General features: G+C 68.3%; 30 protein-coding genes. 27 read left to right on the top strand and 3 right to left on the bottom strand.

The window, feature by feature from the left end; translation table 11 throughout:
- Position 1: 1 nt before the first annotated feature.
- The 22 genes from HNV26_RS04335 (at position 2) to HNV26_RS04440 (ending at position 15,375) form a co-directional block, all read left to right on the top strand.
- On the top strand, positions 2–580 hold the full coding sequence (locus HNV26_RS04335) for a phage baseplate assembly protein V (RefSeq protein WP_171443229.1): 579 nt from the start codon (positions 2–4) through the stop codon (positions 578–580).
- Between the two features lie 7 nt (positions 581–587).
- Complete coding sequence (locus HNV26_RS04340) at positions 588–1,262, top strand: hypothetical protein (RefSeq protein ID WP_171443230.1); 675 nt, start codon at positions 588–590, stop codon at positions 1,260–1,262.
- Positions 1,263–1,272: 10 nt separating this feature from the next.
- Positions 1,273–1,653, top strand: a complete 381-nt coding sequence (locus HNV26_RS04345; RefSeq protein WP_171443231.1) for a GPW/gp25 family protein — start codon at positions 1,273–1,275, stop codon at positions 1,651–1,653.
- A gap of 26 nt (positions 1,654–1,679) precedes the next feature.
- Positions 1,680–2,573, top strand: a complete 894-nt coding sequence (locus HNV26_RS04350; RefSeq protein ID WP_366816749.1) for a hypothetical protein — start codon at positions 1,680–1,682, stop codon at positions 2,571–2,573.
- Between the two features lie 110 nt (positions 2,574–2,683).
- A complete protein-coding gene (locus HNV26_RS04355; protein ID WP_171443232.1) occupies positions 2,684–4,213 on the top strand; it encodes a baseplate J/gp47 family protein in 1,530 nt (509 codons plus the stop codon).
- Between the two features lies 1 nt (position 4,214).
- A complete protein-coding gene (locus HNV26_RS04360; protein WP_171443233.1) occupies positions 4,215–4,745 on the top strand; it encodes a hypothetical protein in 531 nt (176 codons plus the stop codon).
- A gap of 7 nt (positions 4,746–4,752) precedes the next feature.
- Positions 4,753–5,448, top strand: coding sequence for a hypothetical protein (locus tag HNV26_RS04365; protein WP_171443234.1), 696 nt, complete (start codon positions 4,753–4,755; stop codon positions 5,446–5,448).
- A 4-nt stretch (positions 5,449–5,452) separates the two neighbouring features.
- Positions 5,453–5,848, top strand: a complete 396-nt coding sequence (locus HNV26_RS04370; RefSeq protein ID WP_171443235.1) for a hypothetical protein — start codon at positions 5,453–5,455, stop codon at positions 5,846–5,848.
- A gap of 9 nt (positions 5,849–5,857) precedes the next feature.
- On the top strand, positions 5,858–7,195 hold the full coding sequence (locus HNV26_RS04375; RefSeq protein WP_171443236.1) for a phage tail protein: 1,338 nt from the start codon (positions 5,858–5,860) through the stop codon (positions 7,193–7,195).
- A 64-nt stretch (positions 7,196–7,259) separates the two neighbouring features.
- Entirely contained in the window at positions 7,260–9,170 is a 1,911-nt protein-coding gene (locus HNV26_RS04380; RefSeq protein WP_171443237.1) for a hypothetical protein, read from the top strand.
- Positions 9,171–9,180: 10 nt separating this feature from the next.
- The gene (locus HNV26_RS04385; protein WP_171443238.1) at positions 9,181–9,618 is read left to right on the top strand and encodes a hypothetical protein; all 438 of its coding nucleotides are present in this window, start codon (positions 9,181–9,183) and stop codon (positions 9,616–9,618) included.
- A gap of 140 nt (positions 9,619–9,758) precedes the next feature.
- A complete protein-coding gene (locus tag HNV26_RS04390; protein WP_171443239.1) occupies positions 9,759–10,055 on the top strand; it encodes a hypothetical protein in 297 nt (98 codons plus the stop codon).
- Between the two features lie 71 nt (positions 10,056–10,126).
- Positions 10,127–10,357, top strand: a complete 231-nt coding sequence (locus HNV26_RS04395; protein ID WP_171443202.1) for a DUF6900 domain-containing protein — start codon at positions 10,127–10,129, stop codon at positions 10,355–10,357.
- 109 nt (positions 10,358–10,466) lie between these two features.
- A complete protein-coding gene (locus tag HNV26_RS04400) occupies positions 10,467–10,691 on the top strand; it encodes a DUF6900 domain-containing protein (protein WP_171443240.1) in 225 nt (74 codons plus the stop codon).
- Positions 10,692–10,800: 109 nt separating this feature from the next.
- On the top strand, positions 10,801–11,436 hold the full coding sequence (locus HNV26_RS04405; protein ID WP_171443241.1) for a DUF2924 domain-containing protein: 636 nt from the start codon (positions 10,801–10,803) through the stop codon (positions 11,434–11,436).
- A 201-nt stretch (positions 11,437–11,637) separates the two neighbouring features.
- On the top strand, positions 11,638–11,796 hold the full coding sequence (locus HNV26_RS04410; RefSeq protein WP_246137635.1) for a hypothetical protein: 159 nt from the start codon (positions 11,638–11,640) through the stop codon (positions 11,794–11,796).
- Positions 11,797–12,073: 277 nt separating this feature from the next.
- The gene (locus HNV26_RS04415) at positions 12,074–12,412 is read left to right on the top strand and encodes a hypothetical protein (RefSeq protein WP_141593109.1); all 339 of its coding nucleotides are present in this window, start codon (positions 12,074–12,076) and stop codon (positions 12,410–12,412) included.
- A 186-nt stretch (positions 12,413–12,598) separates the two neighbouring features.
- Positions 12,599–12,904: a hypothetical protein gene (locus HNV26_RS04420; RefSeq protein ID WP_253816211.1), complete on the top strand. Its 306-nt coding sequence runs from the start codon at positions 12,599–12,601 to the stop codon at positions 12,902–12,904.
- A 369-nt stretch (positions 12,905–13,273) separates the two neighbouring features.
- Positions 13,274–14,227, top strand: coding sequence for an amidoligase family protein (locus HNV26_RS04425; RefSeq protein WP_171443242.1), 954 nt, complete (start codon positions 13,274–13,276; stop codon positions 14,225–14,227).
- A gap of 85 nt (positions 14,228–14,312) precedes the next feature.
- Positions 14,313–14,753: a gamma-glutamylcyclotransferase family protein gene (locus tag HNV26_RS04430; RefSeq protein WP_171443243.1), complete on the top strand. Its 441-nt coding sequence runs from the start codon at positions 14,313–14,315 to the stop codon at positions 14,751–14,753.
- Positions 14,750–15,139, top strand: a complete 390-nt coding sequence (locus tag HNV26_RS04435) for a gamma-glutamylcyclotransferase family protein (protein WP_171443244.1) — start codon at positions 14,750–14,752, stop codon at positions 15,137–15,139. The genes HNV26_RS04430 and HNV26_RS04435 overlap by 4 nt, the downstream gene beginning before the upstream one ends.
- A gap of 5 nt (positions 15,140–15,144) precedes the next feature.
- Complete coding sequence (locus HNV26_RS04440; protein ID WP_171443251.1) at positions 15,145–15,375, top strand: hypothetical protein; 231 nt, start codon at positions 15,145–15,147, stop codon at positions 15,373–15,375.
- A 113-nt stretch (positions 15,376–15,488) separates the two neighbouring features.
- Here the strand turns inward: HNV26_RS04440 and HNV26_RS04445 are convergent, their stop codons facing one another.
- From HNV26_RS04445 to HNV26_RS04455, 3 genes are all read right to left on the bottom strand, one after another.
- Positions 15,489–15,791 (bottom strand): hypothetical protein, encoded by a 303-nt coding sequence (locus HNV26_RS04445; RefSeq protein WP_171443245.1) that lies wholly within the window; start codon positions 15,789–15,791, stop codon positions 15,489–15,491.
- 986 nt (positions 15,792–16,777) lie between these two features.
- Positions 16,778–18,655: a HEAT repeat domain-containing protein gene (locus tag HNV26_RS04450; RefSeq protein ID WP_171442555.1), complete on the bottom strand. Its 1,878-nt coding sequence runs from the start codon at positions 18,653–18,655 to the stop codon at positions 16,778–16,780.
- 60 nt (positions 18,656–18,715) lie between these two features.
- Entirely contained in the window at positions 18,716–19,321 is a 606-nt protein-coding gene (locus tag HNV26_RS04455; RefSeq protein WP_171442556.1) for an RDD family protein, read from the bottom strand.
- Between the two features lie 916 nt (positions 19,322–20,237).
- On the opposite strand from HNV26_RS04455, the gene HNV26_RS38165 reads away from it, so the two are divergent.
- From HNV26_RS38165 to HNV26_RS04480, 5 genes are all read left to right on the top strand, one after another.
- A complete protein-coding gene (locus HNV26_RS38165; protein WP_253816228.1) occupies positions 20,238–20,627 on the top strand; it encodes a helix-turn-helix domain-containing protein in 390 nt (129 codons plus the stop codon).
- Positions 20,628–20,674: 47 nt separating this feature from the next.
- On the top strand, positions 20,675–21,565 hold the full coding sequence (locus HNV26_RS04465) for a sterol desaturase family protein (RefSeq protein WP_171442558.1): 891 nt from the start codon (positions 20,675–20,677) through the stop codon (positions 21,563–21,565).
- 293 nt (positions 21,566–21,858) lie between these two features.
- Positions 21,859–22,290: an ArsR/SmtB family transcription factor gene (locus HNV26_RS04470; RefSeq protein WP_366816750.1), complete on the top strand. Its 432-nt coding sequence runs from the start codon at positions 21,859–21,861 to the stop codon at positions 22,288–22,290.
- 541 nt (positions 22,291–22,831) lie between these two features.
- Entirely contained in the window at positions 22,832–23,101 is a 270-nt protein-coding gene (locus HNV26_RS04475; RefSeq protein ID WP_171442559.1) for a hypothetical protein, read from the top strand.
- Positions 23,098–24,720 (top strand): efflux RND transporter periplasmic adaptor subunit, encoded by a 1,623-nt coding sequence (locus tag HNV26_RS04480; RefSeq protein WP_366816751.1) that lies wholly within the window; start codon positions 23,098–23,100, stop codon positions 24,718–24,720. Before HNV26_RS04475 ends, HNV26_RS04480 begins: the two co-directional genes overlap by 4 nt.
- Positions 24,721–24,726: the final 6 nt, after the last annotated feature.

Here is a 24,726-nt window from a genome sequence, read left to right on the forward strand (position 1 = left end):
CATGAGCACCTTCGACGACGACATCCTCGCCCACGACACGCGCCTCCTCGGCATGTACGTGGGCTACGTCACCCAGCGCGACGACGAGGCGCAGCTCGGCCGCGTCCGCGTGTGCATCCCCGGCGTCCTCGAGCCCGAGTCCGCCTGGGCCTGGCCGCTGGGCACCTCCGGCGGTGGCGCCAAGGACACGGGCTTCTTCGCGGTGCCGCACGTGGGCGCGGAGGTGGCCGTCTTCTTCAACCAGGGCGACATCGACGCCCCCTACTACCTCAGCGCGCACTGGGGGAAGCCGGGCGGACAGAGCGAGGTGCCCGAAGAAGCCCAGGTGTCTCCGCCCGACAACCGCGTCCTCGCCACGCCCACCTTCCGCGTCGAACTCGACGAGTCCGCGGGCCACCGCAAGCTGAAGCTCACCAACCGGAAGACGGGCGACTGCCTCACCTTCGACGCTGAGGAGAACACCGTCACCTTGGAAGCCACCACCGCCCTCACTCTGCGCGCGGTGGGCGCCATCTCCCTGGAGGCGGCTCAAGTCACCATCGCCGGCCGCATCGTCCGCCCCATCGCTGAGCCGATTTGAGGCCCGCATGCCATTGCCCATCTGCGTCCACATCCCGCCGCTCCCCGAGGCGCCTACCCTCACCCTGCCCGGCGGGGCCACGCTGCAGCACCACCAGCTCCTGCAGGCCGTCCAGCCAGCGCTCGCGCCGCTCACGCCGCTCTTCGACATCATCGGCGCGGTGCTGGCCCTCGTCGAAGTCGTGAAGGCAATACCCGACGCGCTGGGGCCGCCGCCGGACCCAACAGCCATCGCCGCGGCCCTGCCGAATCTGGCCGAGAAGGTGTCCAAGCTGCTCCGCCTCGTCCCCCAGCTCTCGGTGCCACTCGCGGTGGTGGGCGTCATCGACATCGTCCTGGGCGAGCTGGGGCACGCCCGTGGCCAACTCCTCCACCTGCAACTGCGCCTGTCGAGCGTCGCGCGGGCCCGACTTCGCGCAGCCCAGCTTGGAGACGAGGGCCTCCTCGCGGTGGCGGGCTGCGCGGAGGCGAACGTCTCGCAGGAGGCCGCCAACGTCGGCAAGGCCCTGGGTGCCCTCTCCCAGCTCATGGCCCTCCTCAACGTCCTCCTCGGCCTGGTGGGCGGCCCCCAGGTGCCGGACTTCTCCAGTCTTGAGGGCAGCGCGCTGGAAGAAGCCATTGCCCCCCTCGATGCCATCGTCCGCACGCTGCAGCAGGTGCGCGCGGCCATCCCGGTTCCGTGAGGAGGACACCTTGAGCCAGCAACCTCGGAATCTCCTCGTCCCCTTCCGGCGCGATAGGAAGCGGGACTTCGCCGTGGGCAGCGGGGCCGAGCTGCTCGCATCGAAGGTGCGGCAGGTGCTGCTGACGGAAGGCGCCACGCCCCACTCCACCGGCGAGCTGCCCTGGCGCACCGGCTTCGGCGCGGGCCTCTCGCGCCTTCGCCACCAGCGCAACGACACGGTGCTGGCGGAGCTGGCGCGCGTGTACGTCCGTGACGCCCTCGCGCGCTGGCTGCCTGGCGTCCAGCTCGTGCGGATTAGTGTCGAGCAGGAGGCGGCCACGCTGACGCTTCGTGTGCGCGTGCGCGAAGGTGACACGACAGCGGACTTCGAGGCGCCCCTCCCTGGCTAAGTGGCGCTCCAATCCCACGCATCCGAGTGGACTTCTCCGCGCACCAGAGGGCTGTATGGCTCACCTCAAACGGAGCACCTCACTCAATGAGCCGACAAACAGAATACATGGATGGCAAAGACTTCACCCTGCACTGGTGGGAAGCCGGCGAGCACATCTGCTTCTACAACGCACGGGGTGAAGTCAGCCGGCTTCACATCCGGCAGCTTCAGGAGGAAGCGGTGAAGGTTGTCCGCAAACATCCCTCTGGCATTCGCCTCATGTCCCTGGCGCGAGAGGTGCACAACCAACACCCCGAGGCCCCATTCGCTTGCATTCCTCCGGCCCTCCGCGCCCTGGGCCGCCTGACCTTCACAAACGTCATCAGCAGGCCTGAGCGCGGCCTCTTCGTCCCCGCCGGAATGGGCGAACTCAAGGCCGCCGGGCCCGCTGCCCGGGAAGAGGAGTTCCTCCTGCCCCTCGCCGCATTCCTCGAGGGAGACGTGGAGGAGCTCACCGCCGCAGTCCCCATGGGCAGCCAAGGCCTCGGCGACCCATGGGGGGTGCCGGACATCGTCGGCGTGTACCGGCGATGCGCGGGGGACGCCTTCTCGTGGACTCCCGAAATCCTCGCTGTCGAAGTCAGGAACACGACGGAGGACCTCCTCTCAGCCTATGGGCGGACGGTGGCCCACCAGCTCTTCGCCACGAAGACGTACCTTGCCCTGCCACGTACCCTCGCCTTCAGCGACAAGCGGGAGCTGGTAGCTCGCTGCCAGTTGCGCGGGCTCGGCCTCATTCTCTTCGGGCCCAGCCCACGCGACGAGTACACCCTTCTTGTCCCGGCGCGCAGGTGCCCCCCGGCGCCAGACGAAGCCCAACGCTTCGCCGAGCGGCTGCATGCTCGTGACGAAGAGAAGTTCCGCACGCTGTTCGGGTAGGACGAGGCAGCAGAGCCCCGGCCCTGCGCATGCGGCGCAAGGCCGGCCCGAAGCGCTGTCGATGTCCCCATGTCCCCGAAAAGAAGTGGGCTCAAGGCCTTTGTCTCCCGGTGGAGGCCTTCGCCGACGTGCCACTTCTCCCCGCGTCTACCGACTACACCCACCGCGACTTCGACGCCCTGCGCGCGCGCCTCATGGCGCTGACGAAGAGCGTCTTCCCGGACTGGAGCGACTTCGACGTCGCCAGCTTCGGCAACGTCCTGCTGGAGATGTACGCCTTCGTCGGCGACGTCCTCGGCTTCTACCAGGACAACCTCGCTCGCGAATCACGCCTCTCCACGGCCACCCAGCGCCGTAACGTCATCGCCCTGGCGCGCATGCTGGGCTATCGGCTGCACGGCGCGCAGGCGGCCACAGCCGAGGTGGAGCTGCGCCTGGCCCAGCCTCCCGCAGCTCCCGTCACCTTCCTCGCCGGGACCGTCGTCCGCACGCAGGAGGTGACGGAGGCCGTCCGCTTCCAGTTGCTGGCGCCCGCCACCATTCCGGCCGGCGCCAACCCACCGCGCGTCGTCGCCGTGGTGGAGCATTCGAAGACGCACACCCAGCTCTTCGACGCCCGCGGCCTCGCTGACTTCGAGGCGCACCTGGACTTCGCCCCCTACCTCGACGGCTCCGCCCGCGTGTCCACCGCCCAGGGCGCCTTCAGCGAGGTGGACACCTTCCTCAACTCCCGCGCCTCCGACGCCCACTTCCTCGTCAGCGTCGACCAGGGGGACAAGGCCACCGTCCGCTTCGGCACCGGCACCAACGGCCTGCCTCCCGCTGGCACCGTGGCGGTGGTGTACAAGACGGGCGGCGGCGCGGCCGGCAACGTGGACGCAGGCCGGCTCGTCGTCGTGGAGGGCAGCTTCCGGGACGCCCACGGCCACGCGGTGCAGGTGTCCGTCCACAACCCCGCCCCCGCCTCGGGTGGCGCGGACAGGCAGACTGTGGCCTCCGCGAAGCTGCTCGCCCCTGAGAGCCTCCGGGCCCTGACGCGCACCGTCTCCCGCGAGGACTTCGAAATCAACGCCCGGCGCCTGCCCAGCGTGGCCCGCGCCCTCATGCTGACGTCCAACGAAGACGCCACCATTGGGGAGAACGCGGGCATCCTCTACGTGGTGCCCCAAGGCGGCGGGGTGCCTACGCCCGCGCTCAAGGCCCAGGTGCTTCGCCAGGTGACGGAAGTCTACCCCTGCACCCTCACCTTCCAGGTGAGCGTCCAGGAGCCGGTGTACCGGCGCGTGGACGTCTCCGCCCGCCTCTTCCTGCGCCAGGGCGCTTCGGCCCAGGACGTCGCCTCGCGCGTCCGCCAGGCGCTCGCCGCCCACTTCCGCGTCAGCGAGCCGGATGGCACGCCCAACACGCGCATCGACTTCGGCTTCAACCTCAAGGACGCCCATGGCTCCCCCGCCGGAGAGGTGGCCTGGTCCGACGTCTTCAACGTCATCCGCGACGTGCCCGGCGTCCGGAAACTGGGCGACGCGCGAATGGACCTGACACTCAACGGCCTGCCTGCGGACGTGAAGCTGACGGTGCGGGAGCTGCCGGTGCTGGGCAGCGTCACCCTGCAGGATGGCGACACCGGAGGGCTCTTCTGACATGGCGCTCCTCAACCCCAGCTTCGAGGACGCGGGCGCCCGGCCCGGCGAGGCTGCGCACTGGACGCTGACGTCGGTGACGCGCCTTGAAGTCCTGGCGGGCTTCGGTGTGCCGGAGGAGTCCTGCGAGGACTTCGAGCGCTGGTACGCGTGGCGCGCCGCCCTCTCCGACGTCCCTGTGGCCCTCGCCTTCTTCTCCGGCCAGCGCGAGGGCTTCGAGGCCTTCTCTCGGGGCTGGGACAACGACGGCTTCCTCTTCGAGCTGCCGCCCGCGCAGCTCGTCCCGCACCGCTTCGAGGGGAACGTCGTCGAAACGTGGGGCCAGGGCGCCTTCCTCGTGGACTGGGCGGACGCAGATTCCGTGGAGGGCCTCTTCAGCGACTCGCCGCACGAGCACTTCGAGCAGCGCTGGCACACCAACGAGGGCTACGCCTGGCGCTGGGAGGACGTGACGGCGCAAGGGGCCCTCTTCAACACCACTCAGCCCACCGAGGACTTCGACACCGGGTGGCCGCTGGCCGCCACGCAGTGAGGACACCATGGCACTCGCAGACTGGAGCTACCTCAATCAAGGACTCGACATCGCCACCGTGGACAGGGGCGTGACGGCGGGCATTGCCCGTCCCCCAGGCGGCGGCAACTTCCTCTTCGCCTTCAACTCGTTGTCGGCCGGCCAGGGCGCCGTTGCCCTCTTCGCCAACCTCCCTGACTTCGCCCCCATGGCCAAGGGAGGCAGCATTCGAGGCTGTCTCCAACGAGGGCCCGGTGGCGGCCCCACCGGCTTCTCCCCCTTCCTCTTCCTGTGCGGACAGGGCACCTCCGTCAACGACTCCGCCTACCTGCTGGGCCTCTCCGACGACGAGCCGCACCGGGTGGTGCTCCGCAAGGGCGCGGTGGCTACCGGGCTTCCCGACGCGGACGGCCCCGGCGTCCTCCTGAAGTCCTCGGCCAGCTTCACCCAGGGCACCTGGCTGCACCTGCGCCTGGACGTCATCGTCAACGCCAACGGTGACGTCGTCCTCAAGGCCCTCCAGAATGACTTGGCCGCGCACCCGCTCGGCACGCCTCCCGACTGGCAGCCCGTGCCGGGCATGGCCGACTTCATCGACGACGCCCTCGGCATCAACTCCGGCAGTCAGCCCCTCACCTCGGGCCGGGGCGGCTTCGGCTTCGCGGTGAAGGACGTCACGCGCCGGGCCTACTTCGACTCGCTCGAGCTGTCCCGTCAGGTGTGAAGACATGGCCCTCACCGCCTTCTCCAGTCGCCTGGGCCTGGGGCAGGGCCGCATTCAGCCCCAGCGGGCCACGCCCGCCTCGGGCGAGTACCTCTTCGTGCTCGGCGACGAGGAGCCGGGACGCCGCTTCGAGCTGGCCCTTGGGGACTTCGCCGAGGTGACGCAAGCCGTGGACGTCACCAGCGTGGACCTGGTCCGCGCCGCCTTGCGCCTCCGTGTGCCTTCAGGCGCCCCGGTGGGCCTGGCCTGGGAAGCGTCCCTCGTCGTGGACGGGGTGAAGTACGCCCGGTTTCTCGGGCGCCCGGGCCGCGAGCGCATCGTCTCGGACCTGGCCGCCAACGTCTCGAAGCTCTCCGGAGTCCACACGGTGGGCGTCCGCCTGGAGCTCGTTTCCCCGTGAGGAAGCCCCATGGCCACCGTTGAGCTGCCCGCCCTCTACGTCGACACCGTCTCCCTCTTCGCCGAGACGCGCCGTCCCCTCCTCCTCAACCGTGCCCCGGGCCCCGAGGAGGCGGATGTCCCCATTGACACGACACTCGGGCTGGAACTGGTGGACGTCGGCACGGACGGCATTGCCCGGGCAGCAACACGCGTCTGGGTGGATGGCTTCCTCGCCTTCGAAGGCGGGGCCAGCGTCGAGGTACAACCCGCCTTCATGGGGCCGCTGGCGGAGGTGACGCAAACGGCGGACACCCTGCGTGTGGTTCTCCATCCAGCGGTACCGCTGGTCAGCCAGGCCACCGTCTCCGTACGCGTCGTCTCGGCCACGTCCGGCGGCGCGCACCTCCTCGACGAGACGTACACCTTCACCGTGGAGGACAGGACGGCGCCCCGTCTCGTGGGTGCGCAGGCCCTGGCAGCGAAGTCGGTGCGCCTGGCCTTCGACGAGGACGTGCGGGTGCCACCCTCCGCGCGCTTCACCTTCACGGCTCGCGGCGCGCCCGCAGTCCCGGTGGCCTCCGTTGGCGCCGCGGCGGACGGCCCCCTCGTCCACCTCGCCCTCGACACGGAGCTGACACCGGACGTGGGGTACGAGGTGCTCGTGGAGGGCGTGACGGACGCCCACGGCAACCTGGTGCTCGCCCCCTACCACCGCGCCACCTTCGCGGGCTTCCGGCCGGCCAGGCCGCCCTCCCGGAGCTTCCAGCTCTGGGACATGCTGCCGCGCCACAACCGTCGCGACGACGTCACGGGAGACTTGCACCGCTTCATCTCTTGTCTCCAGGAGGTGACGGACTTGCTCCTCTCTGACTTGGACGCCTTCCCCGACGTCTTCGACTTGGAGCGCGCGCCGGGGGCATTCCTGGACGCCATCCTCCAGGACTTGGGAAACCCCTTCGCCTTCGAGTTGGACGTCCTCGCCCGGCGCCGGCTGGCCTCCGTCCTCGTGGACATGTACCGACAGAAGGGCACGGCCCTGGGCCTGCGCAACGCCATCCGCTTCTTCCTCGGCATCGAGGTTCGGGCCATCTCCCCCTTCGCCTCGGACACCCTCGTGCTGGGCGAGTCCGAGCTGGGCGTGGACTGGGTGCTGGGCCCCTCGGAGCGCTTCGCCCGCTACGCCTTCAACGTCGAGGTGGAGCGTCTCCTCTCGCCCGCGGAGCGCCAGCGCCTGCGCACCCTCGTCGAGTACCTCAAGCCCGCCCACACCCACTTTGTGGACCTGGTGGAGCCCCTGCCGCCCATTCTCCCGGAGCACTGGGAGCTGGGACTCAGCGAGTTGGGCGAGACGACGTTGCTGCACTGACGTCCGCCCTGCATGTCCCCGATTTCTCGCGCCCTGCCTTTGCCTTCCTCTGGAGGGCACAGGCATGAGCAACCGGCTGGATTTTTTCTTCAGGCAACGTGTCAGCGAGGCCGAGCTGGATTTGGCCTTCGCGCAGTTGGAACAGGCGGACCGAAACCTCGCCTCGGACTTGGGCGTCCACGGTGTCATCTCTGGGGCAGTGCCCGCGCCGCACTCCCCCGTGCCCAACCTCTCCGTCGACCTGACGGCCCCGGGCCGCGCCTACGACAACCTCGGCCAGCGCATCTTCTTCGGCACCGGGCAGACGGTGGACTGCGCCATGGACGTCTCCGGCATCCCCACCGACGTCTCCACCTCCGGCAGCGAGAGGTGGCTGGGCGTCTTCCTGCGCTTCACCCGCCTGCTGTCCGAGCCGCGCACGGACGGCAACTCCCAGCAGGTATACTTCCGCCGCGACGAGTCCTTCGAGCTGGTCGTGCGCCAGGCGCCGGAGGGCCCTGCCGGCCAAGCGCCCAAGCCAGCCCTCCAACCCGACGAACTGCTGTTGTGTGACGTCCGGCGCCGCCCGGGGCAGACGCAAATTCTCGCCGCGGACTTGGACACCTCTCGCCGCCAGGCCTTCATCTTCGCCCGGGGAACCTCCGTGGCCGTGGAGAGCGGCACCTGGGACGTCCTGAGCCCCAGCGCGGACACGGTGCAGGCGACGTTGGACTCGGTGGACGGCGAGTTCGCCGGGCACTACTCCGGCGACACCCGGAGGCATGAGGCCGGTGCCGTTGACTACGCTCCCTACGGCTTTCTCACCTCCACCACCGTGCAGGAGGCCGTGGACGAAGTCGTCGAGAAGCTCTCCTCGGCCGCCGCTGGCACACCGGGCGCCTCCCGCGTGGGCGCGGACGCGGTGCCCGGCACACCCAACCTCCTTCCGGCGGGCACCGTGGACGTGCAGCTCTCCTCGCTGCTGGGCTTCCTCAACGCCCACCAGGGCGCGGCCACCGGCGCCCACCACGCCAGCGCCATTGGCGCCACACCCCACGGCTACGTCAGCAGCACCAGCGTGCAGGCCCAGCTCCAGGAGGTCGTCACCCGCCTCGGCGAGACGACGGCAAACAGCCCCGGCGCCTCTCGTGTCGGAGGAGACGCGCTGGCCGGGACGCCCCACTCCCTCCCTGCCAGCAGTCTGCGGCAGCAGGTGGCCGCGCTGCTGGGCTTCCTCAACGGGCACGTCACCCAGCCCGCCGATGCGCATGCAGCCTCCGCCGTCTCCGTCGCGGATGCTGGCAACCTGCTGACGGCAGGCACCGTCGAAGCGGCCCTCGCGGAAGTCCTCTCGGCCTTCAGCGGAGGGCACTTCCGCGGCAACGAGACGGCGGCGGGCCAGCACAAGGCCATCCTCCAGCCCGTCCTCGGCGCCGGCCGCGTCCTTCTTCTCGACGCCCAGGGCGCGGGCGGCGTCGCCGCGCGGCTGCGCCTCTACGCCGACAGCGACTCGGTGTGGTTCACGCTCAACGCCGCCTGGAATGGGAGCGCCTGGGCCCGGGACACCACCGGCGCGGCTGCCGCCGGCTTCCGCCTCTCGCGCAACGAGGTGGAGTTCCTCCATGACGCCAGCCTCACCGCCACCTTCGCCTCCTGGACGCGCACCTTGCGACTCCCCCTGAGTAGCACCGCCAACAACACCTCCTTCGAGCTGGCGGGCAGCGTGCGCGAGGTGGGCCGGCTCGGCCTCCAGTACAGCAATAGCGACACCGCCGCGCACGACAACCTGTCCGGGGGAGGCTCGGTGACGTTCCGCAGTCGCTTCCCCTCCGCGCCCTCCTCCATCACCCTCAGCCCCTACGCCTTCTCCGGAAGCTTCGTCGGCAATCCCACCGTCATGGTGCCGGATAGAGACGGCTTCGCCTTCTACAGCCACCAAAACCTTCCAGGCCTCGCCGCGACGTACTGGTTCGGCTCGTACACCGCTGTCGCGTAAGGGCGCCCCCATGGCCATTCACGAAGTCACCACCGAGGACGTACTTCAGCGCTGCGCCCGGTGCGGCAGCGGCAATCGCCTCTCCCTCGACACCCTCGAGGTCGGCGTCGCCCGTCGGGAGGACGTGGACGACAGCCTCGTCCAGCTCCCTCCCTGTCCCGCCTGCCGCTCCACCGAATTTCTCATCCGCGCCTCCGAGAGCGAGCCGGCGCATCCGGCGCCAGGGAGCTTCGGACACCTGCACCGACTCCTCGTCGGCCATGTCCACGCAGAGCTCGTCCAGCGCGGACGCCTGCATACGGTGCTCAAGCCCAAGGGGGGCGGCGCCAGAAAGGTGGCCGTGCATCCCCTGTCGCAGGAGGCTCGCGAGCGCTGGTTTCCGCAGGGCTTGCGCATCGCGGTGCCCGCCAACGAGGAGCCCCGCGCCCCTGAAGAGCCCAGCCAATAGACATACACCGTCAGTAAAACAGCCCCTCGCGCCGCGATGCCCCGGGGCGTCGCGAATCCCTCGTTCCTCGACTTGCTATGTCCCCAAGACAGAGCGTGTATGTCTTCACGCGCTGCCCACTGCGCGACAGGGAGACACGCATGTTTATCGGCACTGACACCACCTACATCGGCAATGAAATCCCCGGGCTCCGGGGGCAGAGGGTCCGCATCTTCGCGGTGCTGCGCGGTGGCCTCCGCCCCGACGCCAACCCGGACGCGGACGACTACTACGTGAATGACAACGAAAAACTGGCGCGTCTCGGAGGTGCAACGGCCGAGGACTGCATCGACGCGGCTCCCATTCACCCGGACGGAACCACCTCCTTCGTGCATGTCGACCCGCGCGCCATCGACCTGGAGTGCTTCGCGCATCTGCAAAAGCCCAGCGCACAATGACTTGCCATGCGCGCGAAACAGAGCGCGTATGTCTCACGCGCGACGCCCAAGGCGCACGAAAGGACAAAACAATGACACCCCGCAAGCCCGGCCCCGCCAACGCCTCGAAGCCCGCCCAGGCGCCCGCAGAGACCCTCGAGCGCATTGCGCGCGAGGAAATGGACATCGAAACACTAGAGAAGCGATGGAGCGACAGCCTCGACTTCCACAACGTGTCGGTTTGGGGAGTGAAGGCTGCGCTCGAAGCGGCGTACCAAGCCGGTAAGCGCGACGCCGGCAACACTCCCGCCGTCACCCCGTAGCACCTCGGGCCCTCTCCCAAACCCAGCGCTCAATGACTTGCCATGCGCGCGAACCAGAGCGCATATGCCTCACACGCGCCTGCCCAAGGCGCGCAGGGAGGACGAAACAATGACACCCATCAAGCCCCGCTCCAGCAGCCCCTCGAAGCCCGCCCGGGCGCCCGCAGAAACCCTCGAACGCGTTGCGCGCGAGGAGATGAACATTGAAACACTGAAGACACGCAATAGCGACAGCCTCGACATTTACGAAGTGGCGGTATGGCAACTGAGGGACGCCCTCGAAGCGGCCTACCAAGCCGGCAAGCGCGACGCCAGCAACACACCCACCAAGTAGTCCACCACCACCGACGCCCCGCCCAGCGGGGCAGCCGCGCACGAGGGCCGCCGGGCCGCCCCCGTGAACGGCAGACGTGTACCCACGGCCCGGAAAGGAAAACACCACCATGCCTCGCAACGCCGCACCGAAGACGACGAAGACGACGAAGACGAAGATGCTGGAGTCCATGAACCTGACGGAGCTGCGCGCCCGGTACCGCGAAGTCGTGGGCGAGGAGACGCGCAGCCCCAACAGGACGCACCTCATCCGCCGCATCGAGGAGGCACTCGCCGCGAAGAAGCGGAGAAGCCCCACCCACCGGGCGACGGCCGCCACCCCCAGCGCGCCTCCGGCGCCTGCCGCACGGGCCGACACCCCGTCCGAGGGCACGCAGCCGGCCCCCCGACGCGGGCGCTTCGCCAACATGTCGCTCGAGGAGGTGCAGGCGAAGTACCGCGAAGTCGTGGGACGCCCGACAGGCAGCAGCGACATCCCCTACCTCAAGTGGAAGATTCGGGAGGCGGAGGCCGGGCGCGTGCCGGTGGGCCCCCGTCCCGAGCGCGAGGTGAAGGTGGGCGAGGACGGCAAGCGCGTCATCCCCCTCTCCTTCGACGCGGAGGACTTGGCGGTCCTGGACAAGGCCTGGCGCGACGCGGGCATCCCGAGCCGGACTCGTTTCTTCAAGCGCGCGGTCCACCGAGAACTCACGGCCATGGGCGCCACCGAAGCCGCCGCGCGCTTCGCCCCAAAAGAGGAGGAGTGAGGCCCGTACCCACTCGCCCCAGCAGGACAACGAATAGGCCGAGAGGCCCCCAACCCGGACGCGCTCCGCCCCGCCGTCCACACGCGAGGCGGGCGCCAACATCGCCGTGAAGTGGAACACCGCCCGAGACCTTCGACCGGCCCCTCTTTCAACGCAGTCCCCCAAGGGAACAACATGAAGACACGCAGCGAATTGGAAGCAATGACCGTCAAGAAACTGCGCCGCTATGTCATCGACACCGGAAACAGTTTCCCCTACCTGGGGGAAACCAGGAAGTCGGAGATCATCGACAAGCTGATGAAGATTCAAGCCGAGCGGGAGGGCACGAAGCCCGCCCCTGCCTCCAAGAGGGCGCCCTAGCCGCAGCCCCTCTCCATTCGAGGGCCTTGCCGGGCTGCGACAGGCGCGTCCGGCAAGCCACGCGAGCAGGCCGAAATAGGGCCCGAGCGCACACGCCCTGCCTCACCGCCAGCCACGTGCTCCATCAGGAACAGCGTCCCGGCCCGAACGCCAACGCCCCGGACAGCACATACATCCCAAAGACAGCAGAGTAGACTTGATACGCTCACCCACAAGAGCGTGTATGCCTTTCGCGACGGGCAACAAAGCACCGCGCGACTCCGCAGGAATATCGACTATGAGCGCCACGGCCATCCCTACCTTCATCGTCCCGGTCAAGGTTGTTGATTTCAGCAACACCGTATTGACGCTGACCCTCGGCAAGAGCCGGTACGGCACGGCCCAGCCGCAACTGGACATCTTCCTTCAGCCCGGCGCCACCCACCGGCAGGTGAGCGCGCTGCTCCACACCTTCGCCGCCAGCCTGGAGCTGAACACCCCCAACAGCGAGCGGTGGATTGTGCAGTCCGAGCGCCTCTCGGAGCCGAACCACGGCCGCATCTACCTGGAGCTGGCCGAAGGCGACGAGGCCGAGGCCATGCGGGGCATGGCGCTCCTCAACATACTGCTGGGCTGAAGGAGAGGACGGCGGGAATCCGCGCCGCAGCACCGCGCGGGTTCCCGGCCATACGAAAGCCGTCCATGCTCGCGGACGCACTGCCTACAGGCGCCGCACCTCAAGACTCGACTTGCATAACGCATCAACAAGAGCGCGTATGTCTTTCGCAACGGGGCGACATCCCTACGAAACGCGAGGATAACGATGGCCACGACGAGCCAGCAACTGATGATGGTGGGACAGCGCACCGCGCGCTATGGGATTCCCCAGCCGTACATCGAGGTGCGATTCCCGAGGGAGATACGCCAGCGCACGCTGAACGCCGCCCTCCATCGCCTCTACGCCGATGTTGAGATGGCAACCTCGGAGCGAGAGTGCTGGAATGTACGCATTGAGCTGATCCCAGACATACTCATGTACTCCGGGGGCTTCGTGTACGTGGAGCTTGCAGAGGGAACACCGGAGGAAGCGGAGCGGGCGATGGCGATGCTCAAGAGCCTCGTGGGCTGACCCCTCCTGAGCCCCTCGGCATGCGGCGCGCGCACGCCAGGAGCCCTGCGCAGGTGAGAGGCTCTTCCGGCTGAATCAGCGGGCGAGGCAGTGGCAGTCCGCTCCGGGGTATGCCGCCAATCCCCAACGCCCTGCCGGCGAGACAATCACACACGCTGGAATTCCGCCTACCGCCGCCAATCCAGGCAGACTGGCCGCACCCATTCACAGGCGCCCGGCGCGAAAACCCGCGAATTCTCGCAACTATCCCAGACACCCGAAACCCACCCAACCAGACGTCGAAGAGGACTTGCCTCATTCGCGCACAAGAGCGTGTATGTGTTTCGCGACGGGCGCCACAGCCCCGCGCGAACGCGAGAGGCAAACTCCATGAAGACGCTCCGGTTTGGAATTGAGATTGAAACGGTTGGCGCCAGCCGCCAGAAACTGGCCCACGCGATTCAGGGCGCGGTGGGCGGGCACGTTTCCGGCGACTACCGGGGCTGGCAGGTGACGGACCCCCAGGGCCGCGCCTGGAAGGTGGTGCCGGACGGCTCGCTGAGCGGGGGCGAGTACAGCGGCGAAATCGTCTCCCCCATCCTCACCTACCAGGACATGGACGCCTTACAGCAGGTGGTGCGCGCCGCACGCGAGGCCGGCGCTCGCGCCGACGCCTCCACCGGCATCCACATCCACGTCGACGGCAGCCGATTCGAGGCCCAGAGCGTCACCAACCTCGTGAAGATGATTCACAAGCAGGAGCGCCTCCTGGAGACCGCCCTCGGGGTGAGCGCCGCGCGGCTGAACCGCTTCTGCAAGCCCATCGACGGGGCCTTCCTCCAGCGGCTGGAGGCCCGGCGCCCGCGCACCCTCCAGGACGTGAATGAGGCTTGGTACGGACGCCGCAACCTCGCCCCGCAGCGCTACGACTCCAGCCGCTACCACGGCCTCAACCTCAACAGCCTCTTCTTCCGGGGCACGATTGAATTCCGCTACTTCAACGGCTCGGTCCACGCGGGCGAGGTGAAGGCCTACGTCCAACTGGTGTTGGCCCTGGCCGCCCGCGCCCTGGCCTCGAAGGCCGCCTCCAGCAAGCGCCGCGACTTCAACCCCGCCACCGCCAAGTATGACTTCCGGGTGTTCCTCCTCCATCTCGGCCTCATCGGCGAGGAGTTCAAGACGGCCCGCCTCCACCTCCTCAAGCACCTGGAGGGCAGCGCCGCCTGGAAGGGCCAGCGCCGCGACAGGCGCGGCCCGGGTGGGGACGGCACCCCTGGCAGCGAGGACGCGCAGGGCGGCAGCGGGAGCGCCCAGGGCAACGCGCACGAAGCCCTCGCCGCCTGAAGCGGCCTTCACGCCAGGGCCCTTCGGGGCCCTGGTCGGCACTGACAACGGCGGGCCGCGCGCCCGCCCTCAACGCGAGAATCCTATGCTCTACTTCGCCTACGGCTCCAACCTCGACAGGGCCCAAATGCGCGCGCGCTGCCCCAGCGCCACCGTCGAAGCGCGGGCCACCCTTCCCGGCCACACCCTGGTGTTTGGCGGCTACAGCCGCCGCTGGGGTGGCGCCGTCGCCAGTCTCCAGCGCGTGCGCGGAGCCCACGTCGAAGGACTGCTGTACCGCCTCACTCCCGAGGACGTGCGCGCCCTCGACGCCTTCGAGGGGCACCCCCTCGCGTACCGGCGCGCCACCCGACTGGTGACGGACAGGGCCGGCCTGCGCCGCCGCGCACTGGTGTATCTCCAGCCCGAAGCAGACTTCGAGTCCTGGCCCCCCGCTGGCCGCTACTTCCGCGTCCTCTGGCACGCCTACGGGCGCCTGGGCTTCAACCGCGCCGCGCTCGCAGGCGCCCTGGGAGGTGCGGCGTGAAGCGCGCTTCAACTTCGACGCGCGTCTTCGTCTACGGAACGCTGCTGTCCGGCGAGCCCAACCACCGCCTCCTGCGCGGCGCACGCCTCATCGGCCCAGCGCGGACGCAGCCCCGCTTCACCCTCTACGACTACGGGCCCTTCCCTGCCCTCGCCTCCAGGGGCAAGCACGCCGTCGAGGGCGAGGTGTACGAAGTCGACGCTCTCATGCTGGCGGCGCTCGACAGGCTCGAGGGCCATCCTCGCTTCTACGAGCGCACGTCCATTGCCCTCGACGGTGCCGGCCGCGTCGAGGCATACCTGTTTCCCAAGGGGCGGTTGGCCGGCCGCCCCATCATTGAGTCCGGTTGCTGGCGTCAACACCTACAGGAGAGGAAGCCATGGTAATCGTCATGCGCGACGAGCGCGTCCTTCAGGGCACTGCCGTCCAAATCGTGAAGGGAATGCAGGACATCGCCTTCGGTGTGGAGCGCTTGTCCTTGGGCGAGTACGTTGACTGGGTGGTAGCCAATGCCCTGCGATTCGAGTCTGTCGCGCTGCGCGTGCAAGGTGAAACCGACGAGGAGAAGGCCGCGTCCCTCGTGGACGAGATGCTCCGCACGGGCTTGGCGACGCGGAAGTGAGCCAGGCAGGCATGGCATGCCTCTCAGGGCATGCCCATGCAGCCCGGCCTTATCCGCTTGCCGAAGCATCCTGTTTCACCTGATGTTTCACGCACATCAGGGAGGTGCGCCCCTCATGCGTGGCACTCGCCACTGCGGAGGGGCAGTTCTCTCTCGCCGCGAGCAACCGACGCCCGCAGTGCTTCCTGCTCCGGTGTGTGGGCGCACGGCGAGTCTGTCGTCTCCACAAGCTCCAAGGCGTCCTCGGCGCCTAGCGCATGCAACGCCGCAGCCTCTGCTCGTCGGTACTCTTCCTTCGCCCTGGCGAGCCGCGTCCGCGATTCGACACTGCCGTCCATCGCCGCGTACGCCCGCTGCAACGCCACTTCTACTCGCCCCAGCTCTACCGCGAGGGCGTGCCGCTCGTTCATCGTCATCCGCATACTCCACAGCACGCGACATGCCAGCCCGCCGGGTGGCTCAGGCCAGCAACCATTCCCACGAGGTCGCCCCGTATGATTGGCAGAGGCGGGCACTCCTTTTTCCACCCAGGCATTGCTCGACTACGACACGTGCCCCGAGAATGGTAATCATCACCCGGCGCCTCAACGCGCACTCGCCCCGAATACACAGCAAGGCGAGCAAAGGCTCACATGCATAAAAAACCACGCCGTCCTGTTTCGCAGGTTCACGGTTCATCCTCTTCCGCGAGGGAGCTCCTCCGCCCGTCCGCTCCGAAGTTCGCGACATCTCTTGAGGCGTCCTTCCGCACCGCCCTTGATGAGGAGCTGGCGCGCCCACTCGCCAGCCTCGTCGCGAGACTGGCCGGGGTGGCGAAGCGCCTCGTCCCGGGGCCCCAACAGGAAGTGTCGCGCCAGCGCCCCGTCCACGACGCGAGGCCTCCGCCCCCCGCGCAACCGCAGCGCCTGCCCCCGCCGCCTCCTCCCGCGCCTACGGCCAGGGCCTGCGCCGTCATCGGCTGCAAGCGCCCCCACCGCAGCCAGGGTTACTGCGGGGCGCACTACCAGAAGCGGCGCCTCATGTTGGCCACGGGCCGCCTGCACACCGCGTGGGTGGAAGGCGCCGCGCCCCACAGCGTCCCCGAAATCATTCTCCCGCGCGGGCGCAGGCCCAAGGCTGATGCCGCGCCTGCGACGCCAGCCCCCGCCGTCAGCCCGTCCCCTCGCATGTGGGTGCGGAAGAAGGGGGCAATGGGGGCGGACGGCTCCTCCGGCCCTGGGGCGCCAGCGCCTGCCGGGAAACCAGAAGCGAGTCACCTCGACTCGGAGGGCGAGCGCGCCAAGGCCACCGCCCAGCGCTGGGCCAGCGAGTTCCGCTCGCGGACGCGGCGCGCCTGAAGCGCCCCTGCCCGTGCCAGGCCCCCTCCTGCCCCAGGAGGGGCCCCCATTCCCGCGCTGTGGCGTCAGGGTTGGCCCTTCGGTCCGACGGGGGCAAGGCGCCCGTCCCTCGTGATGCGCACCACGTGGGCGGGTGCAAGGGCCCCAGCCGGGCCACATACGACTGCGTCGAGTCGCTGGTCCGTCGTCCCCACCACGAGGTCTCCCGCGTCGTCCAGCGCGTATGCCATGGGCGCCCCCGGGAGCGTCACCCAAGGCGTGGCCCGCCACCGCCCCTCGGACGCGTCGACACGCACCAGACGCCCTGCACCGCCAAGCAGGTGCGCCAGCCCCTCCAGCACCACGAGGGTGCCGTGCATCCGCACGACTTGCAGGGGGTTGGCCTGGGGCTCCTCCAGCACCGTCATCCGCCCGGCCTCATACACCCCCAGGGCGCCCCCAAACTCCCCGTCGTCCCATCCGACGAGACAAGCCTCTCCCATGGCTTCGAGGACGGACGCTGAATCCCCCCCAGGCACGGCTGCACAGGGACTCCCTTGTGGGGGCGCCTTCGGCTTGTCCCAGTGCAACTGGACGGAGGTGTGCCCGTCCTCGCACACCGTCCACTCCCCGCTTCGTCCTGGAATGAGGCGGGCGCAGTCGATGGAGTCCGCCGGCCGCACCTCCTGGTCGGAGCGCCATTCCAGGGCCAACCTCGCGTGGATCCGCGCCACTGGAGAGGCGTGTGCCGCCACCACCTGCTGCAGCAGCGGCTTCAGCTCCTCCGCATGCGCCTGGAAGGAGTAGCTGCCCAGCGCATCAACCGCCGCGGCCTGGACTTCGCTGTGCGGCGCGTCGACCGCCTGGCGCAACGCATCGAGAGCGGCTGAATCTCCGACGCGCCCAAGGGCCTCCGCTGCCCGCGCGCGCTCCCACCCTTCGCCCCCCGTGGCCAGCAGCCGCAGCAGCGGCTCTGTCGCGGCTGGCCGCGCCACGGGCCCCAGGGACGCAAGGCTCGTGAGGGCCCGGGCACGGCATTCAGGCGCGGCGAGCTGCTCAAGGACGCCCGGCACCGCAGCAGGACTCCCGAAGGCCACCAGCGCCTGCAGCGCCACGGGTGTGAGGCGCACGTCCCCCCGCTGTAGCGCCTGCAGCACCTCGGGCGCGGCCTTCTCCCCTTGGCGCCCGTAGGCCGCCAACACCGAAGCCACGTAGGCCGCGCGCGGGGTGCACCCGTCAAAAACCGCCTCGCAGCCTGGCGCGGGGGCCGCCGGGCAGGACATCCCGGGTGGGCGCCGGAGAGTGGGCTCCGCCAGCTCCCTCGCGAGGAGCGTCCGCAGGCGCGGGACGAAAGTCTCCGTGTACATGGAGCCGCGCCGGGTGAGCACGTGGCGCACCAGCACCAGCGCCTCCCAGCTCGACTCAGGATTCTCCAGCACCCCCACCAGCACCGGGGCCAACGTCGGGCCGAGGTGCTCCAGCGTCGACGTGGGCGACTCCAGGAGGTGACGCAGAATGGCTGGAGCTGCTCGCTCGTCATCGAGGGAGGAGAGCGCGTGCAGGGCCATCCCACGGGGCTCCCGCTCATATGCATCAAGCAGAGCGGGCAAGGCGCTCTTGGCATTCTCCCCCATGTTCGCCAGTGCCTGTACCGCACCGCCGCGGACGCGGCGCTCCGGGTGCTCAAGCAGCGAAACCAACCGGGGGACGCCCTCCACCCCCGCGCGCCCCAACTTCCAGGCGGCACACGCCTGCTCCGGTGCTGGCCACTTCTCCCCGGTGTCGGGGCCGTGGGTTTCCTGCAGCAGCGCAAGGCACGCGTCAGTGCCCTCGCAGCACCCCTCCCACGTCATGACGTTGTCCCGCGTCCACGTCTGCCGGGCACACCCCAGCGCCAGCGCCACCACCGCACACACGAGCCCGGCCAACCACCCGGGGCGCCCGGACTTTACAACTCCCTCCATGTCATCGCCTCTCATTCTCCCCCCTCGGTGAAGGGACTTCGAAACCAACGCTCCAGCCAGTCACGCACCACCCAGCAACCGAGTGCCGCGCCCGAGGGCCTTCACAACGCGCGTGCCGGCCACCCAGTCGTGAAGACATCGCCGCTCCTCTCCGACAATGAAGAGCGCATCCACGAGGCCGAACCAGGCGCAGTAACCGCACAGCGCCATCGGGAGCGCATTCCGCAGCAGGGCAATGCGCCACACCTCCGCCGGAAGTCCGTCTCCTCGGACGACTCGAATTCCCAAGAGCCGCTTGCCGAGGCTCGCGCCAGTGCCTCGAATCAGGCTCGCCTGCACGAGCAACACGAGGAGCGCCGGAGTGTAGACGGCTGGAGCCTTCATCGCCGCTTCGCCCGGAATGGCCAGGCACCGAAGCACGCCCAGGAACAGAGACGGAAGCAGGAGCGCTGCCCCATCGACAAGGCATGCCGCGAGCCGGGCCCAGCACGTCGCCAGCTCCGGAGCCGCATGAAGGCACCGGAAACACAGGCCCGCCCCCGACGCGGCACAGAAGGCACAGGTGAAGGTGCCGCAACGAGTACAGGCAAGGGCGGCAGAGAAGCCTGGATGCTCGGAGCATTCGGCTTCCGAAATCGATTCAAGGGCCTCGCGGAAGTCGGACATGGAGGGCCGCAGCACAGCTACGCTCGCCCCCGTGCGGCAAGTTCCTTCAGCGAGAAATCCCCGCCCGCTCCCACAAATGCAACCCAACAGGTATAATCTCCTCGACCATTATGGCAGGCCGCTTGCCACCTGCTGGTTACCGCGACGCCCGCTTTTCGCTATTGGCGGGCTGCCCTGCCCAAGAAATGAGCCTCTTGGCGCGCTCCACTCCAAGGCGGCTCCACCAAAGAGGTGGCCACGTCCAGTGGGTTGAGTGTGGCCAACCTCGGTCGCTGTGTCATGGGTGCGTCACGACGAGTGAGCGGGGAACACACGGGCCGGGGAGTAGTTGTGCCAACGAAACCGGCCGCAGAATAACCAGGGTACGGTCCGGACTTGTCCCGGACGCCAAACGGGGTGAGCAGTTATCCTTGCCCATGTTCCTGGTGCGCCGCAGTCAGCCCCGGAGCCCATCGCAGGTAGCCTCAAACGCGCACATCCTGTCCTGGAACTCCAATCCTGGTAAAAGGAGGGAGTGCCTCGAGAACAGAGATGGCTAGGGCGCGCGATGGTAGGCCCGCGCTGGCTCGCGTACCTGGGGGCCGTTGGCCCAACTCAAGAGCATTCGCACCACGCGTTCCAGCTCGTGCGCGCCACTGAGGGACTGCTCGCGCTCGTAGATGCGCGCGGACGCCGAGCTGAGGGGACGGTGGCCGTCATTCCTCCGGACACCGCTCATCGCATTGAGCACGGTGCAGCACGTGCGTCGCTCGTATTCGTGGACCCGGACGGTCTCGTCGGCCGCAGGTTACGACAGCTTGAGGTGGGCACGGCTTCAGCAGAGTGGGTTCATGCGGGGACGCCTCTACTTCGTGTGCCGCACCCAGCCGAGCTGGTGAGTGCGGATGACTGGGTGCGACTTGTGGAAGAGTCGCTGATGCGATTGGTAGGCGAGGCAATCTCCCCCGGCGCGGTGCACCCTGCGATAAAGCGCCTCGTTACGCTCCTCCCGGGGCGCATCGAAGCGGGAGATGTGAGCCAGCGCGCGCTCGCACAGGAGGTAGGGCTGTCCGCTGGGCGCTTAGGTCATCTTTTCTCAACCAGCATTGGCATCCCGCTGCGTCCCTACATCCTTTGGCTTCGCCTCCGTCGGGCGACAGAAGCCTTCCAGGATGGCGCGACTCTCACCCAAGCCGCTCACGTCGCGGGCTTCACGGACAGCTCGCACCTCAGCAATGCGTTCCGGCGAATGTTCGGTCTTGCCCCCTCGGAGGTGGCGCGGGGCATCGAGTGGGTCAGCGAGCAGCCGTTCGCACCAGCGAAGTAGCCAGTTCTTCCAAGTCAGCGGCGGTGCGGCGATGCCACCCTCCTCCCATGCTGACAACTTCTCTTGAAGCCCCTCCAACGCGTCTGGCACGCCAGGCACTGCGCATGGGGTACCCGCTCTTCATGCTCCTCGGTGTCAACGGCGCAGCCCTTGCCCTTCTCCACGGCGGCGCCTCGAAACTGTGGCTTGGCGGACTCCTCATGGCAGCCATCGGAGTGTCCTTCCTCGCTGAGCGCGCCATCCCCTACGAGCCAGACTGGAACCGCCCCCACGGGGATGTGGGGCGAGACCTCGTTCACTTCGTCGTCAATGAAGCCTCCAATATCCTGTCCATTCTCGCGCTGCCGCTTCTTTCAGGCGTGGTAACCGTGCGCGACGCATGGCCACATGAATGGCCGTTCGTTCTCCAGGTACTCCTCGCCGTGCTGGTGTTCGACCTCGGCGTCACCCTGACGCACTGGCTGAGCCACCGCGCGCCCGCTCTCTGGCGACTCCACGCCGTGCATCACTCGGTAAAGCGCTTCTACGGCTTCAATGGACTGATGAAGCACCCTCTTCACCAGGCGTTGGAGATGACAGTGGGGGTGGCGCCACTACTTCTCATCGGGCTTCCCTCAAGCATCGCCTCAGCGCTCGCCGCACTCTCGTGCGTGCAGCTCCTCATGCAGCACTCGAACGCGGACTACACGGTGGGACCGCTGAAGTACCTGCTGGCCCTCAATGCAGGGCACCGATTCCATCACCTCAAGTGGGCGGGCGTCGGTGACGTCAACTTCGGTCTATTCACCAACATCTGGGACTACCTGCTTGGCACGTGGGCTTACACGCCCGAAAAGCGCTTCTCTTCGGATGAACTCGGCATCGCCAAGGAGCCGGGTTTCCCGGTGGGCTACTGGGCGCAGCTACTCAAGCCCTTTCAAGGCAGCAAGGAAGCCTGAGCGTGGACCCGGTCGCACTGCTGGCCTTCAACGGGGGACTCCAAGTCTTCGTCTCGTCCTTGCTGGCTTCTCGTCTTCAGGGGTTGGACGAACGCGAGCCCGCACCTCCTTAGCGGCTTCGGCATCAATGCATTTGTGCTCGGCGGCTCGTGGGGGCAGCGGACGACTGCTGGCAGCGCAGGGCTCAGGGCCGCGGCGATTCTCTCCGCATGGAGCAGGCTGCACTGCACGACGCTCCCCGTACTCCGGAGGTGAGGGCAGGCGACACAAGGCGCGTTGGAGGGTTGACCCGAGTGCGTCACTTGCTTATATACGCAAACGTGAAGATGAGGCGACCACAAGCCCCCCAGGAGACGACTCCGCTCTCCGCCGACGCCTGTCAGGTGGACTACGTCGACGAGGCGAAGGTGGCGGCTGTCCAACCTCGAATGCTGAGCGCCGACGCGGCCCAGCAGGCGGCGGAACTACTCGGCGCCTTTGCAGACCCGACCCGTCTGCGGCTACTCCATGCGCTCTCACTCTCAGAGCTCTGCGTCTGCGACTTGGCCCACTTGGTTGGGCGCTCCATGGCCACCACCTCGCGGCAGCTTCAGCAACTGCGACACATGGGACTGGTGAAGTACCGGGCCGCTGGCAAGCTCGTGTATTACTCCCTCGCCAGCACCTGGGCGAAGGGGCTCATTCACGACGCCGTCAGGCAGCTTGAGGGCAGGGAGGCCGCATGAAGGGTACCCTTCGCCTCCAACGCGCCCTCTCCCTGAGCCGAGCCCTCTTGGTGGTGCTTCTCGCTCTCGTCTACTCCGGTGCCCCTCGCTATGCGCTGGCCGCGCTTGGCTTTGAGGAGCCAGAGTGTAGTGAAGAATGCGCTGGGTCTCTCGGGGACAAGCAGTGCCCGCCGGGTTGCGCTGTTGGCCCGTGTGCCAAATGCCCCCCCGTTGTCGCGCCTGCTGCGCAGCCTCTCCTCGTGGAGGCGCGCCCGGTGTCCGAAATGCTGGTGCTAGTGCCGCACGCGCCTGCCCCCCCTGTAGCTGAAGGGCTCTTCCAGCCTCCCAGGGCGTAGCACCCGACGCCCACGGGAGAGGTGTGCCCCAAGGCCGGCACCTCACGGCGGTTTGACTCAGACGCACCTTCCCTTCGCCACGCGAGCGCAGTCCGTGCTGACACGGACTGCCACATCGCGCACCGTCCAACCACGCTTCACGTCCAAGCTGTGGGCCCGCTCGCGGGGCTGTCCCCGCGGTGGCCCATGGCCGGAGTCGTCGCCCCATGTCCATGCCCCGCTCGCTGGCGTTTGCTGCCCTCTTCGCGCTTGCCTCCGCAGCCTTCCCAGTTTTTGCCGAAGAAGCCCCCGCCCAGACAAAGCCTGCTGCCCCAGTCAAGTGCGAGCACGGAGTGAAGAAGTCCCTATGCACGCGCTGCAACCCGAAGCTTGAGGCCGTCTTCAAGGCAAAGGGCGACTGGTGTGAGGAGCACCGGCGTCCTGAGTCTCAGTGCGCCGTGTGCAACTCGAAGCTTGCGAAGGAGGGCGTCAAGTGAAGCCCCCGCGCATGCACCTGGTGTGCGCTGCCCTCTTCTTCCTTTCGCTTGCAACTGGCTGCACAAAGGCAGAGGCACCGGCCCCAGACGCCAAGGCCGAGGCGCGCACGCCGCAGACGCAGGCCACCACGGCAGTTGCCACCCGAGAGGCGAAGCCCGCCCCTTCTTCCCCTACTGCCGCGGGCCCCAAGCTGTGCCAGCACGGGGTGCCGGCGGAGTTGTGCACGCAGTGCAGCCCGGAGCTTTCGGAGGTCTTCAAGGAGAAAGGTGACTGGTGCAGCTCGCACGACGTCCCGGAGTCCCACTGCTTCAAGTGCAACCCCAGTCTCACTTTCGCCTCCACGCAAGGCCCCGAGGCCGGAGAGGCTCATGCAACTGTTCCACAGGAGGCGTGGTGTGGAGAGCACGGCGTCCCCGAGGCCAAGTGCACCAAGTGCAAGCCGCAGCTCATCGCGAAGTTCATCGAAGCAGGCGACTTCTGCCGCGAGCACGGCTTCCCCGAGTCGGTGTGCCCCTACTGCCACCCTGAGGTAGTGAAGGCCGCAGGCCACACCCCTCCCGTCTTCCCTCCGCCGGACATGGAAGTGAAGCTCTCTTCGCCCGAGCTTGAGAAGAAGGCCGGCCTGCAGACAACGCGCGCAGCCTCGCAGCCCTTCGCCCCCTCGCTCGAGGTAGTGGGGCAGCTGGACTTCAACCACAACCGCCTCGCGCAGCTGTCCGCGCGCGGGGAGGCCCTCGTCGCCAAGGTGGAGGTGGACATCGGCGACAGGGTGAAGGCGGGCGAGTCGCTGGTGGTACTCACGTCCGCGGGGGTGGGCGAGTCGCAGGGCAAACTGTCCGCTGCCCGGGCGCGCCTGGAAACGGCGCGCGCAGCCCTCCAGCGAGAGGAAGGGCTCGCCTCGCGGGGCATCAGCTCTCGCAGGGAGGTGGAGGAGGCACAAGCTGCCCTTGCGGAGGCCCAGGGTGAGTACCAGGCCGCCACGGCGAGCCTGAATGCCGCCGGCGCTGGCACAGGTGGCAGCGAGGGCCGCTACACGCTGACGGCGCCCTTCGCGGGCATCGTGGTGTCCCGCACTGCGGTAGTCGGCAAGACTGCCTCGCCCGACGAGACGCTCATCGAGGTGGCGGACATGACCACCCTTTGGGCCATTCTCGACGTGCCGGAGGAGGCTGCCTCACAGGTGCATCCCGGCCAACCCGTCACCCTCTTCCTGGACGGCAGGGGCACCCCCCTTGTGGAGGCCAAGGTGAGCCGGGTGGCCGCCTCGGTCGACAAAGAGACGCGTACGGTACGGGTGCGGGTGGACGTGGCCAACCCGGACGGTGCGCTGAAGGCGGGCCACTACCTGCGGGCCCGAATCCAGACGGGGAGCGAGAGGGAGGCCGTCTTGCTGCCACGCGACGCCATTCAGGAAGCCGAAGGGCGAAAGCTCGCCTTCGTACGCTTGGGGCCGGGGGTCTTCAAGCCCGTCGCGGTGGAGCTCGGCGCCCCCGTCGGTGAGGCCGTGCCCGTCTTCAGTGGACTGACGGCTGGTGTGGAGGTTGTCACCACGGGCGCCTTTCTCCTCAAGACAGAAATCCTCAAAGACTCCATCGGCGCCGGCTGCGTGGACGACTGAAAAGGC

It is taken from the genome of Myxococcus xanthus, assembly GCF_013116825.1.
GTDB classification, from domain to species: domain Bacteria; phylum Myxococcota; class Myxococcia; order Myxococcales; family Myxococcaceae; genus Myxococcus; species Myxococcus xanthus_B.